19 protein-coding genes and 1 tRNA gene are annotated in these 19,237 nt (G+C 64.0%); 10 read left to right on the forward strand and 10 right to left on the reverse strand.

From position 1 onward, the window contains the following. The first annotated feature begins 11 nt into the window (after nucleotides 1-11). The 4 genes from rplI (at nucleotide 12) to alr (ending at nucleotide 4,700) form a co-directional block, all read left to right on the forward strand. Entirely contained in the window at nucleotides 12-566 is a 555-nt protein-coding gene (gene rplI / locus AC1Q7F_RS06865) for a 50S ribosomal protein L9 (protein ID WP_492505118.1), read from the forward strand. 162 nt (nucleotides 567-728) lie between these two features. After that, complete coding sequence (locus tag AC1Q7F_RS06870; protein ID WP_492505120.1) at nucleotides 729-1,961, forward strand: class I SAM-dependent methyltransferase; 1,233 nt, start codon at nucleotides 729-731, stop codon at nucleotides 1,959-1,961. A 104-nt stretch (nucleotides 1,962-2,065) separates the two neighbouring features. Next, a complete protein-coding gene (locus AC1Q7F_RS06875; RefSeq protein WP_492505122.1) occupies nucleotides 2,066-3,571 on the forward strand; it encodes a replicative DNA helicase in 1,506 nt (501 codons plus the stop codon). Further along, nucleotides 3,546-4,700 carry an alanine racemase gene (gene alr / locus AC1Q7F_RS06880; RefSeq protein WP_492505124.1) on the forward strand — a complete coding sequence of 385 codons (1,155 nt, stop codon included), beginning with the start codon at nucleotides 3,546-3,548 and terminating at the stop codon, nucleotides 4,698-4,700. Before AC1Q7F_RS06875 ends, alr begins: the two co-directional genes overlap by 26 nt. Here the strand turns inward: alr and AC1Q7F_RS06885 are convergent. From AC1Q7F_RS06885 to AC1Q7F_RS06910, 6 genes are all read right to left on the reverse strand, one after another. Further along, the gene (locus tag AC1Q7F_RS06885; RefSeq protein ID WP_492505126.1) at nucleotides 4,690-5,583 is read right to left on the reverse strand and encodes a hypothetical protein; all 894 of its coding nucleotides are present in this window, start codon (nucleotides 5,581-5,583) and stop codon (nucleotides 4,690-4,692) included. The genes alr and AC1Q7F_RS06885 overlap by 11 nt on opposite strands. A gap of 164 nt (nucleotides 5,584-5,747) precedes the next feature. Further along, nucleotides 5,748-6,767, reverse strand: coding sequence for a ketol-acid reductoisomerase (gene ilvC, locus AC1Q7F_RS06890; RefSeq protein ID WP_492505127.1), 1,020 nt, complete (start codon nucleotides 6,765-6,767; stop codon nucleotides 5,748-5,750). Nucleotides 6,768-6,848: 81 nt separating this feature from the next. Next, on the reverse strand, nucleotides 6,849-7,361 hold the full coding sequence (ilvN, locus tag AC1Q7F_RS06895; protein WP_416571362.1) for an acetolactate synthase small subunit: 513 nt from the start codon (nucleotides 7,359-7,361) through the stop codon (nucleotides 6,849-6,851). Between the two features lie 64 nt (nucleotides 7,362-7,425). Then, complete coding sequence (locus tag AC1Q7F_RS06900; RefSeq protein WP_492505130.1) at nucleotides 7,426-9,192, reverse strand: acetolactate synthase 3 large subunit; 1,767 nt, start codon at nucleotides 9,190-9,192, stop codon at nucleotides 7,426-7,428. A 100-nt stretch (nucleotides 9,193-9,292) separates the two neighbouring features. After that, complete coding sequence (miaA, locus tag AC1Q7F_RS06905; protein WP_492505132.1) at nucleotides 9,293-10,267, reverse strand: tRNA (adenosine(37)-N6)-dimethylallyltransferase MiaA; 975 nt, start codon at nucleotides 10,265-10,267, stop codon at nucleotides 9,293-9,295. A gap of 66 nt (nucleotides 10,268-10,333) precedes the next feature. Beyond that, complete coding sequence (locus tag AC1Q7F_RS06910; protein ID WP_492505134.1) at nucleotides 10,334-10,744, reverse strand: PIN domain-containing protein; 411 nt, start codon at nucleotides 10,742-10,744, stop codon at nucleotides 10,334-10,336. Between the two features lie 346 nt (nucleotides 10,745-11,090). On the opposite strand from AC1Q7F_RS06910, the gene serB reads away from it, so the two are divergent. Then, nucleotides 11,091-11,990, forward strand: a complete 900-nt coding sequence (gene serB / locus AC1Q7F_RS06915; protein WP_492505704.1) for a phosphoserine phosphatase SerB — start codon at nucleotides 11,091-11,093, stop codon at nucleotides 11,988-11,990. Nucleotides 11,991-12,044: 54 nt separating this feature from the next. Beyond that, entirely contained in the window at nucleotides 12,045-12,680 is a 636-nt protein-coding gene (locus AC1Q7F_RS06920) for a LysE family translocator (protein WP_492505136.1), read from the forward strand. On the opposite strand, the gene AC1Q7F_RS06925 is transcribed toward AC1Q7F_RS06920, so the two are convergent. Further along, a complete protein-coding gene (locus tag AC1Q7F_RS06925; protein ID WP_492505138.1) occupies nucleotides 12,681-13,271 on the reverse strand; it encodes an FMN-binding negative transcriptional regulator in 591 nt (196 codons plus the stop codon). Between the two features lie 141 nt (nucleotides 13,272-13,412). Here AC1Q7F_RS06925 and chrA point away from each other — a divergent pair, with 141 nt between their 5' ends. Next, nucleotides 13,413-14,675 (forward strand): chromate efflux transporter, encoded by a 1,263-nt coding sequence (chrA, locus tag AC1Q7F_RS06930; RefSeq protein WP_492505140.1) that lies wholly within the window; start codon nucleotides 13,413-13,415, stop codon nucleotides 14,673-14,675. A gap of 42 nt (nucleotides 14,676-14,717) precedes the next feature. Here the strand turns inward: chrA and AC1Q7F_RS06935 are convergent, their stop codons facing one another. Continuing rightward, nucleotides 14,718-15,239: an Lrp/AsnC family transcriptional regulator gene (locus AC1Q7F_RS06935; protein WP_492505142.1), complete on the reverse strand. Its 522-nt coding sequence runs from the start codon at nucleotides 15,237-15,239 to the stop codon at nucleotides 14,718-14,720. 174 nt (nucleotides 15,240-15,413) lie between these two features. On the opposite strand from AC1Q7F_RS06935, the gene AC1Q7F_RS06940 reads away from it, so the two are divergent. Beyond that, nucleotides 15,414-16,331 (forward strand): mitochondrial fission ELM1 family protein, encoded by a 918-nt coding sequence (locus AC1Q7F_RS06940; protein WP_492505706.1) that lies wholly within the window; start codon nucleotides 15,414-15,416, stop codon nucleotides 16,329-16,331. On the opposite strand, the gene AC1Q7F_RS06945 is transcribed toward AC1Q7F_RS06940, so the two are convergent. Continuing rightward, nucleotides 16,328-16,873 (reverse strand): GNAT family N-acetyltransferase, encoded by a 546-nt coding sequence (locus tag AC1Q7F_RS06945; RefSeq protein WP_492505144.1) that lies wholly within the window; start codon nucleotides 16,871-16,873, stop codon nucleotides 16,328-16,330. The genes AC1Q7F_RS06940 and AC1Q7F_RS06945 overlap by 4 nt on opposite strands. Before the next feature lie 18 nt (nucleotides 16,874-16,891). Then, nucleotides 16,892-17,821, reverse strand: a complete 930-nt coding sequence (locus AC1Q7F_RS06950; protein WP_492505146.1) for an N-formylglutamate amidohydrolase — start codon at nucleotides 17,819-17,821, stop codon at nucleotides 16,892-16,894. Nucleotides 17,822-17,995: 174 nt separating this feature from the next. Here AC1Q7F_RS06950 and AC1Q7F_RS06955 point away from each other — a divergent pair. Together AC1Q7F_RS06955 and AC1Q7F_RS06960 are read left to right on the forward strand one after the other, a co-directional pair. After that, a tRNA-Val gene (locus AC1Q7F_RS06955) sits at nucleotides 17,996-18,070 on the forward strand. 187 nt (nucleotides 18,071-18,257) lie between these two features. Continuing rightward, nucleotides 18,258-19,235 (forward strand): ABC transporter substrate-binding protein, encoded by a 978-nt coding sequence (locus tag AC1Q7F_RS06960; protein WP_492505148.1) that lies wholly within the window; start codon nucleotides 18,258-18,260, stop codon nucleotides 19,233-19,235. The last annotated feature ends 2 nt before the right edge of the window (nucleotides 19,236-19,237 follow it).

Here is a 19,237-nt window from a genome sequence, read left to right on the forward strand (position 1 = left end):
GGAGAAAAGACATGGACGTCATTCTGCTGGAACGCGTCGAGAAGCTGGGTCAGCTCGGTCAGGTGGTCAAGGTAAAGCCGGGCTATGCCCGCAATTACCTGCTGCCGAAGAAGAAGGCCCTGCGCGCCACCAAGGAAAACATGGCCGTCTTCGAGGCCCAGAAGGCGCAGCTGGAAGCGCGCAATCTGGAGCTGAAGAAGGAAGCCGAAATTGTGGCGACCAAGGTCGACGGCCTGTCCGTCGTCGTGGTTCGTCAGGCCGCCGAGTCCGGCGTGCTGTACGGTTCGGTCAGCTCGCGCGATATCGCCGACGCTGTCACCGCCGCCGGCACGACCATTTCCCGCGCTCAGGTCGCGATCCCCGATCCGATCAAGACGCTGGGTCTGTTCAAGATTCGCGTCATCCTGCACCCGGAAGTGTCCGTCGCCATCACGGTGAACGTGGCCCGTTCGGTTGAGGAAGCGGCCGTTCAGGCCCAGCGTGGCGGCATGGTCAACAGCCGCGACGAGGAAGACGAAGAAGAGGCGGTCGAAGAGACCGAAGCCACCGAGGAGACCGAGGCCTGATTTCAGGCCCCGGGTGCCGGGTGGTGACATCCGGCCTTTTGGTAGACGGGATAAGGGCGGTTTCCTTCACGGAGCCGCCCTTTTTCTTTTGGCTACCTTTGCGGCACCGCATAACAAGGTTACATTTCCAGGACGTACCAGCGGCTGAGACGGTGATCCGACATGCTGTTGTTTCGTTTCCTGCGTTCCATCTTCCATACAGGACACCTAACCGTCATCGATGCACGGGGGCGGCGGCACCGGTTCGGCACCGATGCGCCCGGCCAGAAGCCGGTCACGGTGCGCCTGACAGACCCGTCCCTGGAATGGAAGCTGGGCTTGCATCCTGGCCTTTACGCTGGCGAAGCCTATATGGACGGCACCCTCCAGATGGTCGATGGCAGCCTTTACGACTTCGTTGATGTGATCACCCGCAATGTCGGGTTCAGCCATATGGGCCCGGCCGGATTCGTTCAGCGGTTCGGCGTGAGATTGCAACGCTTCATCCAGCAGCGCAACCCGCTGGACCGGTCACGCCGGAACGTCGCCCATCATTACGACCTGTCCAGACGCTTCTATGACCTGTTCCTGGATGGGGATCGCCAATATTCCTGTGCCTATTTCCCCGAACCGGGAATGAGCCTGGAGGCGGCGCAGGAGGCCAAGAAACGGCATATCGCCGCCAAGCTGCTGTTGAGGCCGGGGCAGAATGTGCTGGATATCGGCTGCGGCTGGGGCGGGATGGCGCTGACCCTCGCCAAACTGGCGGATATACACGTCACCGGTATCACCCTTTCCACCGAACAACTGGCCGTGGCGCGGGAACGGGCGGATGCTGCCGGCCTGTCCGACCGGGTTCGGTTCGAACTGTGCGACTATCGGGAACTGCCGGGCCGGTTCGACCGCATCGTCAGCGTCGGCATGTTCGAGCATGTCGGCGTGCCGCAATATCCCATCTTTTTTAATAGGATACGCGAATTGCTGGCCGATGATGGGGTGGCGCTGCTGCATTCCATCGGCCGGGCCGAGGGGCCGGGCACCACCAATCCCTGGATCCGCAAATATATCTTCCCCGGCGGCTATTCACCCGCCTTGTCGGAAGTGACGCCAGCCATTGAAAGGGCGGGGCTGTGGTTGACCGATATGGAGGTCTGGCGTTTGCATTATGCGCAGACGCTGCGTCACTGGCGGGAACGGTTCCTGGCCAACCGCGACAAGGCACGGGAGCTTTATGACGAGCGATTCTGCCGGATGTGGGAATTCTATCTGGTCGGATCGGAATGCGCCTTCCGTCATCAGGGACACATGGTCTTCCAGGTGCAGATGGCGCGCGACGTACACGCCCTGCCGGTGGCCCGCGATTACATGCTGACTGACGAGCGTAAGATCGAGGAACGGCAGACGCGGGCCGCCTGAGCAAATTATCCACAACTTATCCCCAGATCGGTCCCCGTCTTTCTGCCCCCCCATCCTTGCGACGGCATGACGGCGCCCATGCGGGCGGCTAAAGTACGCCCGCCATGGATACAAAGTTGATCGACCCGTCCGGTTTTTCCGGCGCCGCCCCCGTCGCCTATCGCACGCCGCCCCATAATGAGGAGGCGGAGCAAACGGTGCTGGGCGCCATTCTTGTGAACAACAAGGCCTTTGAAAAGGTTGGCGAATTCCTGCGGCCAGAGCATTTTTTCGACCCCGCCAACCAGAAGATCTATCAGGCGGTCCTGAAGATGATCGACAGGGGCCAGGTGGCCAACCCGATCACCCTGAAAGCCTATTTCGAACAGGATCGCGACCTGTCGGAAATCGGCGGGCCGGAATATCTGGCACGCCTGGCCGCCGCCATTGTTTCCGTTCACAATCTGGAGGATTACGGCCGGGTTATCCACGACGCCTATCTCCGCCGGCAGTTGATCGAAGTCGGCGAGGATATGGTCAATCAGGCCTATAAGCACGACATCGACATCGCCGCCAACGACCAGATCGAGGATGCCGAGAAGAAGCTGTTCGAACTGGCAGCCACGGGCGACATCAAGGGCGACTTCATCCCCTTCGACCGGGCCCTGACGGCCGCCATCGCCACCGCCGAAGCCGCGTTCCGCCGCACGTCCCACGTCACCGGCGTGACCTCCGGCCTGCGCGATCTGGATGGCAAGCTGGGCGGCCTGCACCCATCGGACCTGTTGATCCTTGCGGGCCGGCCGTCCATGGGCAAGACCGCGCTGGCCACCAACATCGCCTTCAACGCCGCCAAGGCGTATATGCTGTCGGGCGGCAAGGAAGGGGCGCCGGTGGGCTTCTTCTCGTTGGAAATGTCGGCCGAACAGCTGGCCATGCGTATCCTGGCCGACCAGGCGGAAGTGTCGGGTGACAAGATCCGCCGCGGCGAAATCTCCGGCAGCGATTTTCCGAAATTCGTTGAGGCCAGCCAATATCTGGCGCGCGTACCCTTCTTCGTGGACGACACGCCGGCGCTGACCATCACCGCCGTACGCACCCGCGCCCGCCGCCTGAAGCGCACCCACGGGTTGGGGCTGGTGGTGGTCGACTATCTGCAGCTGCTGCGCGGTGGCGGATCGAGCCGAGGCGAACAGAACCGTGTGCAGGAGATTTCCGAGATCACGCGCGGCCTGAAAGCCATCGCCAAGGAGCTGGAACTGCCCGTCATCGCCCTGTCGCAGCTGTCGCGCTCGGTGGAGAACCGCGAGGATAAACGGCCACAGCTGTCGGATCTGCGTGAATCGGGCTCGATCGAGCAGGATGCCGACGTGGTCATGTTCGTGTTCCGCGAACAATATTATCTTGAACGCGCCGAGCCGGGCCGCCGCCCCGACGAGTCGGAAGACAAGTACAATGACCGCTATGCGCAATGGCAGGACCGGTTGGCCCAGGTTCACAACACTGCCGACGTGATTATCGGCAAGCAGCGCCATGGCCCGGTCGGCACTGTCCGCCTGTATTTCGACGGCAATTACACCCGCTTCGGCGACCTGGAAACCCAGCATGGCGTCGGGTCTTATGACGAGTGAGCTGGCGGGGCTGCTGGACAGCCCCGATGCCGCCCGCGTGGGCGCCGTGCTGGTTATCGACAAGGGCGCGCTGGTCGGGAACTGGCGTGCCATGGTGGCCCGCGCCGCCGGGGCGGAATGCGCCGCCGTGGTGAAAGCCAACGGCTATGGCCTGGGCGACGTCGCCGTGGCCACGACCTTGTGGGATGCCGGGGCCCGGACCTTCTTCGTGGCCGACATCGAGGCCGGGGTGCGGGTGAAGACCGCCCTGCCTCAATCACGAACCATCATCCTGCACGGCGTGCCGTCCGGGACTGAGGAAGAACTGGCCAGGCGGCAACTGGTGCCGGTGCTGAGCAGCCTGGGCGAGATCGAAAGATGGGGTGCCTATGCCCGCCGGCTGGGCCGCAAACTGCCGGCCCTGATCCATATCGATACCGGAATGAACCGCCTGGGCCTGCCGGCGGGCGAACTGGACCGGCTATGCAACGATCAAGCATCGCTGTTGGCCGGTCTGGATCTTCAGGCGTGGATGAGCCATCTGGCCTGCGCCGACGATCCCACCAACCCGTTGACGGCGCAACAGTTGCGGCGGGTGAAGGCGGCACTGGCGCGTCTGCCCAAGGCACCGGTCAGCCTGTCGAACTCCGCCGGCATCTTCCATGGCGCGGATTATCATTTCGATCTGGTACGGCCGGGCATCGCGCTTTATGGCCCCAACCCCGCCCCCTGGCTGCCCAACCCGATGCGGCCGGTGATCCGATTGCTGGCCCGCATCCTTCAGGTCCGCGACGTGGCCCCGCCTGACAGCGTCGGTTATGATGCCACGCATCGCATCACCGCGCCGGGCAAGGTGGCTGCCCTGGGCATGGGCTATGCCGATGGCTATCCCTGGTCACTGGCCGGCAAGGGCGTGGCGATGATCGGCGGGCACAGGGCGCCGCTGATCGGGCGGGTATCGATGGATCTGCTGACCGCCGATGTCACGGGCGTGCCGGACTCTCTGTTGCGGGTCGGGGGCTGGGCCGACATTATCGGGCCGCACCGCGATATCGATCAGATCGCCAGAGAGGCCGGCACCATCGGGTACGAGGTGCTGACACGGCTGGGCTCGCGGTACCACCGGATCTATATCGACCCTACGCCGTGATCGACACGAAGCTTTCCGACGTCTGCACCGCCACGGTCATGGTTTCCGTATAGGTATAGGTGTAGGTCACATCCAACACAGCACCGGCATCCACGCCCCCCGTCTGCGATGCGCCACCGGGGTCCAGCCCCTCCAGCGTGCCGTTCAGCCGTTCCAGCGTCTCTCCCGCCGCTGCCAGATCGTCGCGGGCGGCCTTCAGCGTCTCCTCATATTCCTTCCTGTCCTCCTCGCTCATCCAGAGCGTATTGCCCTTGTTGGCTTCGGCCTGGGTCAGCAAGGTGCGGGCGCGGCCCGTAACATCGCGAACCTCCTGCACATAGGCGCGGGCGAAGGAGACGGGGACGCCACCGGCGGTCATGCCAGGCTGTTGTTCGACAGGCTTGGCGGGGTCCGGTTCACCACGCGCAATGGCGGCGGCGCGCTCTGCCGGATCGACGGCGCGACCTTCGACAAGATTCTTGGCTTCATCCGCCAGATTGCGGGTCATACCCGACGCTTCACGGGCGATATGGGCCAGCTTGCGGGCATCGCCCTTGGCTGCGGCCTGGCGCGCTTCCTGCTCCAGTTCGCCCATGCGGCGCTTGCCCTGGTTCAGCTTCTCGGTAGCGGCTTTGCGGTCGATCTCGGACCGGGCCATGTCCATATATTTGCCCAGTTCCTCGACACGCGCGGCGCTTTTGGCGGCATCCTCAAAGGCGCCACCCGTGATGCCGATATCCATCAGCCGCTTGAACATGTCCTTCTGGGACGTGCCCTGATATTCCGGGCTGTCGACCTTCTTGAACCGCTCCTCAACCGCCTTGTCGACATGGCGGTTGATAGCCGTCTTCATCGCCTGCGCATTCGTGGCGTTGAAGAGCGAACCCGCGTTTAGCGAGATCATGGGCTCCCCCGATGCGATCATTTTGATCCGCATAAAAGGTAAGCCATTCGCGCGATAGGCTCAAGAAGCTAAAATTGTATCTTTAGTGATAGTCACCGAAACGGAAACCGCCCGGCGGATCGCTCCGCCGGGCGGCAACTTGAGCACCAAACCGTTGAAACAGCTTAGTTCTTCGACTTGTCCACCAGCTTGTTGGCGGCGATCCAGGGCATCATGGCGCGCAGCTTGGCGCCCACTTCCTCGATCGGGTGTTCGGCCTGGCGACGACGGGTGGCCTTGAAGGACGGCGTGCCGGCCTTGTTTTCCAGCATCCAGTCGCGCACAAAGCGGCCGGACTGGATATCGTCCAGAACGCGCTTCATCTCCGCCTTGGTCTCGTCCGTCACAATGCGCGGACCGGTGACATAGTCACCATATTCGGCCGTGTTGGAGATGGAGTAGCGCATGTTGGCGATGCCGCCTTCGTAGATCAGGTCCACGATCAGCTTCACTTCGTGCAGGCACTCGAAATAGGCCATTTCCGGGGCATAGCCAGCCTCGGTCAGGGTCTCGAAACCGGCCTGGATCAGCTTGGTCAGGCCGCCGCACAGCACCGCCTGCTCACCGAACAGGTCGGTTTCACACTCTTCCTTGAAGGTGGTCTCGATAATGCCCGAACGGCCGCCGCCAACGGCAGACGCGTAGGACAGAGCAACATCGAACGCATTGCCCGAAGCATTCTGGTGGACGGCCACCAGGCAGGGAACGCCGCCGCCCTTCTTGTATTCGCCGCGCACGGTGTGGCCAGGGCCCTTCGGCGCGATCATGAACACGTCCGTATCGGGACGCGGCTCGATCAGGCGGAAATGCACGTTCAGGCCGTGCGCGAAGGCAATGGCCGAGCCCTGCTTCAGGTTCGGGCCGATCTCGTTATTGTACAGCTCGGCCTGATGCTCGTCCGGCGTCAGGATCATGATGACGTCGGCAGTGGCAGCAGCCTCGGCCGGGGTCACACACTTGAAGCCGGCGGCTTCGGCCTTGGCGCGGGTGGCTGAGGTCGCCTTCAGCGCGATGACCACGTCCGAAACGCCGCTGTCCCGCAGATTCTGGGCATGGGCATGGCCCTGGCTGCCATAGCCGACAATGGCGACCTTCTTGCCCTTGATCAGGTTCACGTCGGCGTCGCGATCGTAATAGACGCGCATGGGAATGTTCCTTCGTCTTGCTCTGCTGTTGTCATATCCGGCCCCGACACGGGGTCCGGCATTGCGGTGATGGGTGTTCTTTTACAGGGTCGAGGTGCCGCGCGACAGGGCAGCGGCCCCGGTACGGCTGATATCGACCTCGCCCAGCTGCTGCATCAGGTCGATGAAGCGGTCCAGATCGTCGGCGGTGCCGGTAATCTCGAACACGAAGCTGGAAATCGTGGCGTCCACGACGCGGGCCTTGAACACATCGGCGATACGCAGGCTCTCCACCCGCTTCTCGCCATTGGCCACGACCTTGACCAACCCCATCTCCCGTTCGATGAACGGGCCTTCCAATGTCAGGTCCTTGACCTTGTGGACGGGCACCAGGCGCTCAAGCTGCACCTTGATCTGCTCGATGATCATCGGCGTGCCCGAGGTAACGACGGTGATGCGCGACAGGCTGTCGCCGGCATCGATCTGCGCCACCGTCAGGCTTTCGATATTATAGCCGCGGCCAGAGAACAGGCCGATGACGCGGGCCAGCACACCCGGCTCGTTATCGACGAGCACGGAGATGGTGTGGCGGCGGATGCTGGTATCTTGGGTCACGGGCGAAAGGCTCCAGTGAGGTCTTGTTCTGGGGTGCGGAAGGGGGCTTGAGGACAGGTGCCGGTTACACCAGCACCATCCCCTCCTCCGGCGTCGCCTCGGACACGCGGTCCGCCGGGCCCAGCAGCATTTCGTTATGCGCCTTGCCGCCGGGGATCATGGGGAAGCAGTTTTCCTTCTGATCCACGCACATATCGACGATCACGGCGCGCGGGGTGGCGATCATCTCGGCGATGACATCATCCACTTCCGACACCTTGCTGGCGCGCAGGCCCACGCCGCCAAACGCATCTGCCAGCTTCACGAAGTCGGGCAGCGCTTCGGAATAGCTTTCCGAATAGCGCGAGCCGTGCAGCAGTTCCTGCCACTGCCGGACCATGCCCATCCATTGATTGTTCAGGATGAACACCTTGACCGGCAGGCGGTACTGCAGGGCCGTCGACATTTCCTGGATGTTCATCTGGATCGAGGCTTCACCCGCCACGTCGATGCACAAGGCACCGGGATTGGCGATCTGGGCGCCGATGGCGGCCGGCAGGCCGTAACCCATGGTGCCCAGCCCGCCCGAGGTCAGCCAGCGGTTGGGCTTGTTGAAGGGCAGGAACTGGGCCGCCCACATCTGGTGCTGCCCCACCTCGGTGGAGATGAACACATCGTCGCGGCCCTGGATGGCGGCGCGCAGACGCTCCAGCGCATATTGCGGCTTGATGACCTTGTCGGTCTTCTCGTACTTCAGGCAATCCTTGGACCGCCAGACGGCGATCTGGTCCCACCAGGCCTTCAGCGCCGTCTGGTCGGCCCGCTTGTTGCGCGCCTTCCAGATGCGGATCATGTCTTCCAGCACATAGGCCGCATCGCCGACGATGGGCAGGTCGACCCGGATATTCTTGTTGATGTTCGACGGATCGATATCGATATGGATTTTCTTCGAATGCGGGCTGAACTCACTGACCTTACCGGTGACGCGGTCGTCGAAGCGGGCGCCGACGCAGATCATCAGATCGCAGCCATGCATGGCCAGATTGGCCTCGTAGGTCCCGTGCATGCCCAGCATGCCCAGCCACTGCTGGTCATGCGCCGGATAGGCGCCCAGGCCCATCAGGGTGGTGGTGCAGGGATAGCCCGTCATGCGCACCAGCTGGGTCAGCAGCTGGCTGGCCACGGGGCCGGAATTGATGACGCCGCCGCCGACATAGAAGATGGGACGCTTGGCATTGGCCAGCATCTCCACCGCTTCCTCGACCTTGTTCAGATCAGGTTTGACCTGCGGGCGGTAGGACTTGGGCTGGCTTTCGCCCGGCGTGCGATAAACGCCGTCGGCGAACTGCACATCCTTGGGGATGTCGATGACGACCGGCCCCGGACGGCCATTCTTGGCCACATAGAACGCCTCGTGCAGCGTGCGGGCCAGATTGTTGGCGTCCTTGACCAGGTAATTATGCTTGGTCGCGGGCCGGGTGATGCCGGTCGTGTCGCATTCCTGGAACGCATCGTTGCCGATCAGGTGCGTGGGCACCTGGCCCGTCAGACAGACGATGGGGATGCTGTCCATCAGCGCATCGACCAAGCCGGTGACGGCATTGGTGGCGCCGGGGCCGGACGTGACCAGCACGACACCGACCTTGCCGGACGAACGGGCATAGCCCTCCGCCGCATGCACGGCGGCCTGTTCGTGGCGAACCAGGATATGCTTGATCTGGTTCTGCTTGAACAGCGCGTCATAGATGGGTAGTACCGCCCCACCCGGATACCCGAAGATCGTATCTACACCTTGGTCCCGCAGGGCCTTGATGACGATTTCCGCACCGGAGAGGATGGTTCCCGAAGACATGGCAGACGCTTTCAAACAGTTCCAACGGGGTTGAAAAACGCCGCCTCTCGCAAGGGCGAAGGGCGACGTGGCGGCACCCTAGATGGAACCGGAAAGTTGGTCAACCGGTTTTAGCAATGTTCTTAGTCATGCCTGTCATGATCTGGTCATAAAATTTCGTGAACGCTGTTTCAGATGCAAGTTCCGTCGAATCCAACCGCAGTGCGGCAGGCATCTGGTTGCGGAACCAGGTGAGCTGGCGCTTGGCATAGTTGCGGGTCAGTTGCTGGGCCTTTTGCGTCGCCGCATTCCGATCCAGCGCACCCGACAGCATCGCCGCGATCTCCGGCACGCCCAGCGCCTTGCATGCCGGCAATGCCGGATCAAGGTTCTGGGCCATCAGGGCCGCCACCTCCGCCTCCGCCCCCTGCTCCAGCATGATCAGGAACCGCTGGTCGCACTGGGCATAGAGCCGGGGGCGCGGCGGTTCGACCACCAGGGTGGTGAAGGAGAGATGCGTGGGTGCATCGGTGGGCGGGGCGGCCTGCCAGTCGCTGATCGACCGGCCGGTGGCCTGGATCACCTCCCAGGCGCGGATCAGGCGCTGGCTGTCGGTCGGGTGCAGGCGGGATGCGGTAACGGGATCGATCTCTGCCAGACGAGCATGCAGGGCGGGACTGCCGATTTCCGCCTGCAAATCCATGGCGGCTTGACGGATGTCTGCCGGGATATCGGGAATATCGGACAGGCCCTGCATCAGGGACCGCAGGTAGAGCCCCGTGCCGCCAACCACGATGGGAACACGCCCGGCCGCATGCGCCCTGTCGATCTCCGCCAGCGCCAGTTCCCGCCAGCGCGCCGCACTCATCCGGGTGGAGGCTGGCACGACACCATAGAGAGTGTGCGGCGCCTCGGCCTCGTCCGTCGCCGACGGGCGCGCGGTGACGATGCGCAGATCGGCATAGACCTGCATGCTGTCGGCATTAATCACCACGCCGCCGGCACGCTTCGCCAAGGCCAAAGCCAAGCCCGACTTGCCCGAAGCGGTGGGGCCGCCGATGACGAGGACGGGGCGGGGGGGAGCCGGTTCGGGCATGGGGAGATCGGGATCGGAGTGCATGGGCTGTGGTAGCGCCCACCCCTCGGATTCGCAAGCTGTCGATCAGCCGAACTCCGCCAGAAACTGCCGGGCCGTGATGACACGGGTGCGCCCGTAATGCGTTTCGACGAAATCGCGGCTGTTGCCGGTCATGATCAAATCGGCTTGGCCCACTTCCGCGACGATCAGATAGATCAGATCGTCCCTGTCCTTGATCGTACTTTCAGCGACATGGCCATCCGAGACAAAAACCTTGTCGGCAATACCGGCCAGTTCATCGACCAATACCGACATGCGCTCCCGCACGACCGGCTTGAATTTCGGATATGTTGCGACCCGCCGATACTCGGCCAGGATCGCCTGATCCAGCAGGATGATGTGCCGAAGCTCGCATTCGGCCAAAGCGGCCTGATAAACAGTGCTTCCCAATGCAGCGGAAACGACGACGTTGCAGTCGATCCACCCGCATGTCATGCGGCGCCACAGCGGGAGGATCTGACCTCCTTCACCATGTCATCCGCCATAAGGGCTATTTCCTCTTCCGATAAGCCACCCAATTCAGCCGGCAGCGGGGACTGGTCCATAAGGGCTTTCAGGCGCACCATCTCTGCCTGCCGGCTGTCCTGGCGGGTGTCGCATCTGTACCACTCTTCCTGGCAGGCAGCGCAGGCATGGAAAGCTCCCTCGCTTTATTCATGATGTTACCCCCTGCCCCGCATTTAGCAAACCCCCGCCCCCCGCCCAGGCACCATTGCGCTCCCGCCCGGCAGCGGCGATAAGGGCGGCAATCGACCAACCCTGATGGACGGGATATCCGATGCTGCGCCAAGTCTTGACCCTGATCGCCGATCCGGCGGCGCCTGCCCTGGATGATGCTATCGCCAAAAGTGCGCGCTCCGCCCTGGCCGATCTGGGGGCGGAGACCGCACCCGCGGACTGGCTGGCGGCCGGCATCGCTTGCGACATTGGCTTCAACGGGCTGAACGACGATCAGGCGCAGGCGGCGGTGGCCAAGGCGCTGACCGGCCGACCCATCGACATCGTGGCCCAGGCGGTGGAGGGGCGGCGCAAGTCGGTGCTGGTCGCCGACATGGAATCGACCATCATCCAGCAGGAGATGCTGGACGAGCTGGGCGAGCTGGTCGGCGCGCGCGACCGCATCGCCGCCATCACGCATCGCGCCATGAATGGGGAGATCGATTTCAAGGGCGCACTGCGCGAGCGCGTGGCCCTGCTGGCCGGGCTGGATGCGGGCGTGCTGACCGACATGATCGGCCGCATCACCTATATGCCGGGTGCGGCCACCCTGATCGCCACCTTGAAGAAGCATGGCGTTTATTGCGCCCTGGTGTCGGGCGGGTTCAAGACCTTCACGGCCTATGTCCGCGAAACCCTGGGCTTTGACGAAGATCAGGCCAACGACCTGATCGTGGCGGACGGCAAGCTGGCGGGGACCGTGTTCGAGCCCATCCTGGACAAGGATGCCAAGCATCAGGCCCTGATCCGCATCGCGGCGGCCAAGCGCGTGCCGGTGGCGGCCAGCATCACCGTGGGCGACGGCGCCAACGACCTGCCCATGCTGCTGGCGGCCGGGATGGGTGTGGCCTATCACGCCAAGCCCAGCGTCGCCGCCCAGGCGCGGGCCCGCATCGACCATGGCGACCTGACCGCCCTGCTCTATATCCAGGGATACAGGGCTGCCGAAATCGTGGTGGTCTAAGGGCGTCGGCAACGGCAGCATATCGGGCATCCGGTCCTTGATGGAGCGCCCGCAATGCCCGACTTCCCCATCGACACGCTGCTGCTGTTCATGGCCGCCGCCCTGGCGTTGAACCTGACGCCGGGACCGGACATGCTGTTCTGCCTTGGCAGCGGCGCGCATCGCGGACCCAAGGCAGGGGTGGCCGCATCGCTGGGTGTGGCATTGGGGGCCATGGTGCATACGGCCGCCGCCGCCTTCGGGCTGGCGGGACTGCTGATGGCCTCGCCGACCCTGTTCGAGATCGTGCGCTGGACGGGGGCGGCCTATCTGGTCTGGTTGGCCTGGAACACCTTCCGCGCCGCGCCGCCGGCGGCGGAGGGCACCAAGGTCACGCAGAAGGACATCCGCCGCATCTTCCTGCGCGGCATGGTCACCAATCTGCTGAACCCCAAGGTGGCCATCTTCTTCCTGGCCTTCCTGCCGCAATTCATCGATCCGGCGCGGGGCAGCGTCATCATCCAGGCTTTGATCCTGGGCACGATGCTGAACATTTCCGGCACCATCGTGAACGCCCTGGTAGGGATCGGCGCCGGTGGGCTGGGCCGGCAGCTGGCCCGCAACCCGATGGCGGCCAAGGTGCTGAACTGGGCGTCGGGCACGGTGTTCCTGGGCCTGGCCGTGCGGTTGGGGTTGATGAGCCGGGTGTAATCACGGGATATCCAACACGCCTTCCATTCCGGTGCGGATGGTGGCGCGGTCGGCCGCGTCCTTGTTCTGCGACAGCTTGGCCTTGCCCTCCAGCCTGTCCACATGCAGCACCAGCCCGACAATGCCGCGCAGATTGGCGGCAATATAATCGGCCGGCGCGTCGGAGACCTTCCAGGGGATTGCCCGCCCATTCTCATGTCGGTCGGTCAGGCGGGTGACGATGTCCAGCAGGGCATCGGCATCCTCCACTGCTTCCAGCCGCCCATGGGCATGCACGGTGACATAGTTCCAGGTGGGCACGACCTTGCCCGTCTGCGCCTTTGCCACGTACCAGGCGGGTGCGACATAGCCGTCACCGGCATTGACGATGGCCAGCGACGGCACCGACGGGTCGAACCGCTTCCAATGCGGGTTGGCGCGGGCCACATGCCCGATCAGACGGATGTCGCCGTGCGAGCGATCCAGCAGCAGCGGCAGCGGCGTGGACATCAAGCCGCCAGCCGTAAAGCTGACCAGGGTGGCGAAGCTCTGCTGTTGAAGGACGGCAAGCGCGTCCTCCTGTTCCATCTTGAAATGCGTGGGCATGTACATGCTGGGCGGTCCTGGATCGGGGGCGCTGTCTTCCTGACGCAGAACGGGCGGGCGCGCATTCTTTGTCTTGTCATAAGGACAAGGTTGCATCCGGACCCGCCGACCCGCAGCATCGCCCGGATTTCAACGGGGGAAGATGCGATGCCCGATTTCAGAGAGGCGCTGCGGTTCTGGTTCTGGCTGGGCTGCGTCAGTTTCGGCGGGCCGGCGGGGCAGATCGCCCTGATGCAACAGGAACTGGTGGATAAGCGCCGCTGGATCGATGGCACGCGGTTCCTGCATGGGCTGAACTTCGCCATGCTGCTGCCGGGACCGGAGGCGCAGCAATTGGCCACCTATATCGGCTGGCGGCTGCACGGCACCATCGGCGGGCTGGCGGCCGGCGGGTTGTTCGTACTGCCGGGGGCGGTGGTGCTGCTGGCCTTGTCCTGGCTGGCGGCCGAACATGGGGATCTGGCCTGGGTGGCGGCCCTGTTCGACGGGGTGAAGCCGGTGGTCATCGCCATCATCGCGGCCTCGGTCTGGCGCCTGGGAAGGCGCACGCTGAAGGGGCCGGCGCCGCTGGCCCTGGCGGCTGCGGCCTTCCTGGGGCTTTACCTGGGCCATATGCCCTTCCCCCTGCTGATCGCGGCGGCGGCGTTGGTGGGCTATCTGGCGGCCAAGGCTGGAAAGCCGCTCTTCGCACCGGCCGGGCATGCGGGCGGGGATGAATTCGTGCCCGATGACCGGCCGGTGGACCGCAACGGCAAACGCCTGCTGCGCCTGTCGCTGATCTTCGCCGTCCTGCTGCTGGTGCCGGTGGTGGCCATCGTGCTGCTGCTGGGGCGCACACCCTGGGTCGATGTGGCGGACCTGTTCACCAGTGCGGCCTTCGTCACCTTCGGCGGTGCCTATGCCGTGCTGCCCTATATCGCCGAACGGGCGGTGGGGGCCTATCAGTGGCTGACGCCGGCCGACATGCTGAACGGCATGGCCCTGGCCGAAAGCACGCCGGGCCCGCTGATCCTGGTCACGCAATATGTCGGCTTCTTCGCGGGCTGGAATAATCCCGGCACCCTGTCACCGGGTCTGGCCGGGCTGGTGGGGGCGGCATTGACCACCTATGTGACCTTCCTGCCCTGCTTCTTCTTCATTTTCGCGGGCGCGCCCTATGTGGAGGCGCTGGTGCATAACCGTGCTGCGGCCGGTGCCTTGGCCGCCATCACCGCCGCCGTGGTGGGGGTGATCTTGAACCTCGGCGTCGTGCTGGGGCAACAGGTGCTGTTGCCCGGCGGGCGGATGGATTGGGTCGCGCTTGCGGTGGCGGGGGTCGCCATGGTGGCGCTGCTGCGCTTCAAGCTGGCCGTGCATTGGCTGGTGCTGGCCGGAGCGGGCTTTGGCCTGGCCCGAATGGTTTGGAGCTGAAATAGAAAGGGCGCCCGGTGGGGCGCCCTATGCTTCCGTGAATCAGACTTCTGAATCCTCGTCGTCATCGTCCTTCGACTCCGGGCCGACATCGACATCGATGGGCACGCCGGGAGCGTATTTGGACTGACGGATGGCGAGTGCCGATTTCACATGGCTGACATTGGGGGCCGCCGTCAGCTTGGTGGTCAGGAAGCGCTGATAGCTGTCCCAATCGACGGCGACAACCTTCAACAGGAAGTCCGTCTCACCGGCCAGCATGTTGCACTCCCGCACCTCCGGCCAGGAATTGACCAGGGCCTCGAAGCGCTTCAGGTCGCTTTCCGCCTGGGACGACAGACCGACCTGTGCGAAAACCGTGACATGGAAGCCCATGGATTCCGGATTGATGTCGGCATGATAGCCCCGGATATAGCCCGCCTCCTCGAGCGCGCGAACGCGCCGCAGGCAGGGAGGGGCCGAAATGCCGGCACGCCGCGCCAATTCAACATTGGTCATCCGGCCGTCCGCCTGCAGGTCGCGCAGGATGCGCCGATCAATTCGGTCGAGTTTGACCCGCCGCATGGTGATTTTTTAACTCCAGGAGTTCTCGATTTGAGCAAGGATATTACACGGGACGCTCCGCCCCGCAAGGGCGACCCGGTTTGCGACACAAAATTTCCTGGGGACAAGTCTTCGCATACGTATGCGAACAACAAAGGCCCGACTTGCTGGGTAGTCTCCGACGGAAGGGCGGGAATCGAGAATCCGTGCCTGGGGCTGGCCGACGCACTGGGGCTGGTGCCCATGGTGAAACGGGTGAAGCTGCGTACGCCCTGGCGGCAGGCGACACCCTATCTGCCGCTGCCGGGTATCCGTCTGCCGCTGGCCCCGGCATCCGACCGGCTGGAGGCACCCTGGCCGGACCTGTTGATCAGTTCAGGCCGCCAGGCGGTGGCCCTGTCTATGGCCGTGGGGCGGCGGTCGCCGGCGACGGTGCGGGTGCATATCCAGAATCCGGGCGTGCCCTTCGACCGGTTCGACCTGGTCTCTCTGCCCCGCCATGACGGCAAGTCGGGCGTCAATCTGGCTGAAAGCATCGGCGCCATCCATCGGGTCACGCAGGAGAAGCTGAATGCGGCGGCGGATGAATTCGCGCCCCTGGCGGAGGGACGCAGCCGGCCACTGGTATCGGTGATGATCGGCGGGTCCAACCGGTTCTGCACATTGACACCCGCGATGATGGCGAACCTGGCCGACCAATTGGCAGCACTGGTGCGCGACCGCCATGTCGGCATGCTGATCACCACCTCGCGGCGCACGGGTGCGGAGAACGAGGCAATCCTGAAGGATCGGCTGGCGGGGCTACCGGTCTTCATCTGGGATGGCACGGACCCCAATCCCTATTTCGGGATGCTAGCATTGGCCGATGCGCTGATCGTCACGTCCGACAGCGTGGCCATGGTCTCGGAGGCAGCCAGCACGGGCAAACCCGTGCATGTCATCGACCTGCCCGGCAACGCACCGAAATTCGAGCGCTTCCACGCGCTGCTGCGGGAAACGGGCGTGACCCGGGCGTTCAGGGGCGCGTTGGAGACCTGGACTTACCAGCCGCTGGACGATACGCGGCATTTGGCGGAGCGGGTACGGGCGCTGATGGATCGCCGCGCGGGTTAAATGCTCAATCCCGGATATTCATCCGCACCCGGCGGCGGGGCCGCAGGGTCGCCCAGGGGACGAACCATCAGCACCCAATCCAGCCAGCGGCCATGCTTCACCCCCAGGCCGGGCACCGTCCCCGCCAGTTCGAAGCCCAAGGCACGGTGCAGACCCACCGACCCTTCGTTGCTGCCATCGCCGATCACCGCCACCATGCGGCGGAAGCCGGCGCGGGTACATTGGTCGATCAGGGCCTTCAGCAGGGCCCGCCCCACCCCCGCCCCCTGGGCCTGGGGTGCCACATAGATGGAATTCTCCACCGTGAAGCGATAGCCGGGGCGCGACCGGAAGGGGCTGCCATAGGCGTAGCCTAGAATATGCCCAGCTCGCTCGGCCACCAGATAAGGAAAGCCCTGGGCCTGGATCGCCGCCATGCGCAGCGCCATTTCACCCGCGTCGGGAGGAACCGACTCATAGCTGGCCGTACCCTCGCTGACATGCGGGGCATAGATGGCGGCGATGGCGGCAGCGTCACCCGCACCGGCGGTCCGGATCAGCATCCCTCTCCCCTCCCCGGCTCAGCGGTCACGCGGATGCAATGCCGGGGCCGGCACCGCAGCCAGGCGAGAGACCAGCTGGCACATATGGTCGGCCAGAGTGTCGAGATAGGGACGGCGTGCCAAGGCAACCTCATCCATGTAAAGGGAGCGATTCAGTTCAATCTGCAGGGCATGCACCCCATCGCCGGGCCGCCCGTAATGGCGCGTCGTATAGCCACCGGCATAAGGCGCGTTTCGGCCCACGACATACCCCAGGTCGGTCAACGTCTCTTCAGCGACACGGGTCAAGACCGCATCGCAGGCACTGCCGAAACAATCGCCCAGCACCATGTCCATCGCACCGCTGGCGGCCGCCTCCGGCGGCAGGTCGATGGAGGGCATGGAATGGCAGTCAATCAGGATGCAGAAGCCGAACGCCGCCCGCGTCTGGTCGATCAGGGCGCGCAGGGCGGCATGATAGGGGTAATAGCAGCGGTCCACCCGCTCCACCGCCTCCGCAAAGCGCAATCGCTGACGATAAATCTCCTCCCCGCTGGCCACGATGCGGGGAATGGTGCCCAGGCCCGCCGCCACGCGGGGGCTGCGGCTATTCACATAGGATGGAAGCGCGCCCTCGAACATGCCGGGATCGAACTCGAACGGCTCCCGGTTGGGATCGAGATAGGCTCTGGGAAACAAGGCCTCCAGCAACGGCACGCCCAAATCCACGGCTGGCCGGAAAATCTCGTCAACGAAGCAATCCTCCGACCGGCGCAGTGCCCGCGCATCCAGCCGCGACCTGGCCACGAAGCTTTCCGGATAGTCGCGTCCGCTATGCGGGGACGCCATGACAACCGGCAGCACCTGTCGCGGCGGCCGGGAAATCCGGAACACGCCGCCGCCCGTGCCGACGTCCGGGGGACGGGCGCCAGGCTTGTCGCTGGAAAAGGTAGGGCCCAGGCTGCTCATGCCTGACAGATGTATCGAATTGCGAGATGCGTCGCCAGCCGAACGAAAGCGGTTGGAAAAAAATCGGCGATTTTCTGAAAACAGACTGTTGCAATGCCCGGATCAGGTCGCTATAAGCACGCCCACCCCGACGGCGCTGCCGACGAACGGCACGAAGCGGGGCGATGAACGGATGGGCGCGTAGCTCAGCGGGAGAGCACTACCTTGACATGGTAGGGGTCACAGGTTCAATCCCTGTCGCGCCCACCATCCGTTCCAAACCAAAAGGGCCGGTACCCGCCAGGGGCCGGCCCTTTGGCTTTTTACGCCCAGCCTGCACGCCTGCTGACCAAAAGGATAGGTTCTGTCCTGCGACCCGCTGGGGTCGGTCCTGATAGGCTTGTCCTTCTTGGAAACCGGCGCCGATCGCGCCCAAGGATAGGGTTCTGGTGCAGGCATGAATGTCGGGCGTTACCGGGAACTGATCCTTGTTCTGCTCCTTGCAGCCGCCGCGGCCGTAGGCGCCTTTATCCTGCGTGGCCACGAAGAGCCGCAGCATCTGGTGGTGGCCGAGAGCCGGCAGATGATGTCGGCTCTTATTTTCGTGGCACGGGCCAATGGCTATTTCGCCGATGAGGGCCTGACGGTCGATCTGCTGCCCGTGACCAATGGCAAGGTGGCGATGCAGGCGCTGATCGACGGTAAGGCCGACTTGGCCCTATCGTCAGACGTGCCGGCTTCCAGTGCCATGTTGGCTGGCAAGTCTGTGCGAATTATATCGACTGTGCAGACCTCAGACCGCGACGTGGTGATCGCTTCGCCGGCTGGTGCCGGTTTGACCCATGCCGACGCCCTGGTCGGCAAGCGCATTGGCTATACGCCCGACACGAACTCCCAATATTTCCTGGACCTGCTGTTGATGCAGACCGGACTGGTCGGCAAGGTTGCCACGCTTGCCTATGACAGCGACCAGATCATGCAAGCCATGGCGGAGGGGAAGATCGATGCGGCATCGGTCTGGACAACGGTGCGCATCGCCGGCAGTGGCCCGTTCACCCGGGGCCTGGACAACCTTTCTGTGCCCGGTCTCTATACCGGGAGCTGGATTCTGTCGTCGCGCATGGATGTTGTCGAGGCACGACGCCCAGCCCTGGTGAGTTTCGTACGCGCCCTGCTGGCAGCGGAATGGGCCATTATGAAAGACCGTGAACAGGCCATCCGCATTGTCGCGGAAGCCATCGGCCTTGACGAGACGCTGGTCCGGAACCATTGGGGGAGTTATGGTTTCAATCTGCGTCTGGATCAGGCGTTGCTGCTCTCGCTGGAAGGGCATCTGCGCCGGGCGGGCGACAATCCTGGGCCGGCAATGCTGGCCTATCTACAAAGCGACATCCTGAGGGAGGTCGACCCTACACGCGTTACGGTGTTGGACTGAAC

This window comes from Niveispirillum sp. GW835-FHT14G11, from assembly GCF_058793615.1.

Excerpts from the sequence above, each read along its gene's own strand:
- miaA (WP_492505132.1), bottom strand. The coding sequence starts at position 10,267 with ATGCCCGAACCGGCTCCCCCCCGCCCCGTCCTCGTCATCGGCGGCCCC.
- chrA (WP_492505140.1), top strand. The coding sequence starts at position 13,413 with ATGCCCGATTTCAGAGAGGCGCTGCGGTTCTGGTTCTGGCTGGGCTGC.
- alr (WP_492505124.1), top strand. The coding sequence starts at position 3,546 with ATGGCGTCGGGTCTTATGACGAGTGAGCTGGCGGGGCTGCTGGACAGC.
- ilvC (WP_492505127.1), bottom strand. The coding sequence starts at position 6,767 with ATGCGCGTCTATTACGATCGCGACGCCGACGTGAACCTGATCAAGGGC.
- AC1Q7F_RS06925 (WP_492505138.1), bottom strand. The coding sequence starts at position 13,271 with ATGTACATGCCCACGCATTTCAAGATGGAACAGGAGGACGCGCTTGCC.
- AC1Q7F_RS06870 (WP_492505120.1), top strand. The coding sequence starts at position 729 with ATGCTGTTGTTTCGTTTCCTGCGTTCCATCTTCCATACAGGACACCTA.
- AC1Q7F_RS06945 (WP_492505144.1), bottom strand. The coding sequence starts at position 16,873 with ATGCTGATCCGGACCGCCGGTGCGGGTGACGCTGCCGCCATCGCCGCC.
- AC1Q7F_RS06960 (WP_492505148.1), top strand. The coding sequence starts at position 18,258 with ATGAATGTCGGGCGTTACCGGGAACTGATCCTTGTTCTGCTCCTTGCA.
- AC1Q7F_RS06935 (WP_492505142.1), bottom strand. The coding sequence starts at position 15,239 with ATGCGGCGGGTCAAACTCGACCGAATTGATCGGCGCATCCTGCGCGAC.
- AC1Q7F_RS06920 (WP_492505136.1), top strand. The coding sequence starts at position 12,045 with ATGCCCGACTTCCCCATCGACACGCTGCTGCTGTTCATGGCCGCCGCC.
- AC1Q7F_RS06910 (WP_492505134.1), bottom strand. The coding sequence starts at position 10,744 with ATGACATGCGGGTGGATCGACTGCAACGTCGTCGTTTCCGCTGCATTG.
- AC1Q7F_RS06875 (WP_492505122.1), top strand. The coding sequence starts at position 2,066 with ATGGATACAAAGTTGATCGACCCGTCCGGTTTTTCCGGCGCCGCCCCC.
- AC1Q7F_RS06885 (WP_492505126.1), bottom strand. The coding sequence starts at position 5,583 with ATGATCTCGCTAAACGCGGGTTCGCTCTTCAACGCCACGAATGCGCAG.
- AC1Q7F_RS06950 (WP_492505146.1), bottom strand. The coding sequence starts at position 17,821 with ATGAGCAGCCTGGGCCCTACCTTTTCCAGCGACAAGCCTGGCGCCCGT.
- AC1Q7F_RS06900 (WP_492505130.1), bottom strand. The coding sequence starts at position 9,192 with ATGTCTTCGGGAACCATCCTCTCCGGTGCGGAAATCGTCATCAAGGCC.
- rplI (WP_492505118.1), top strand. The coding sequence starts at position 12 with ATGGACGTCATTCTGCTGGAACGCGTCGAGAAGCTGGGTCAGCTCGGT.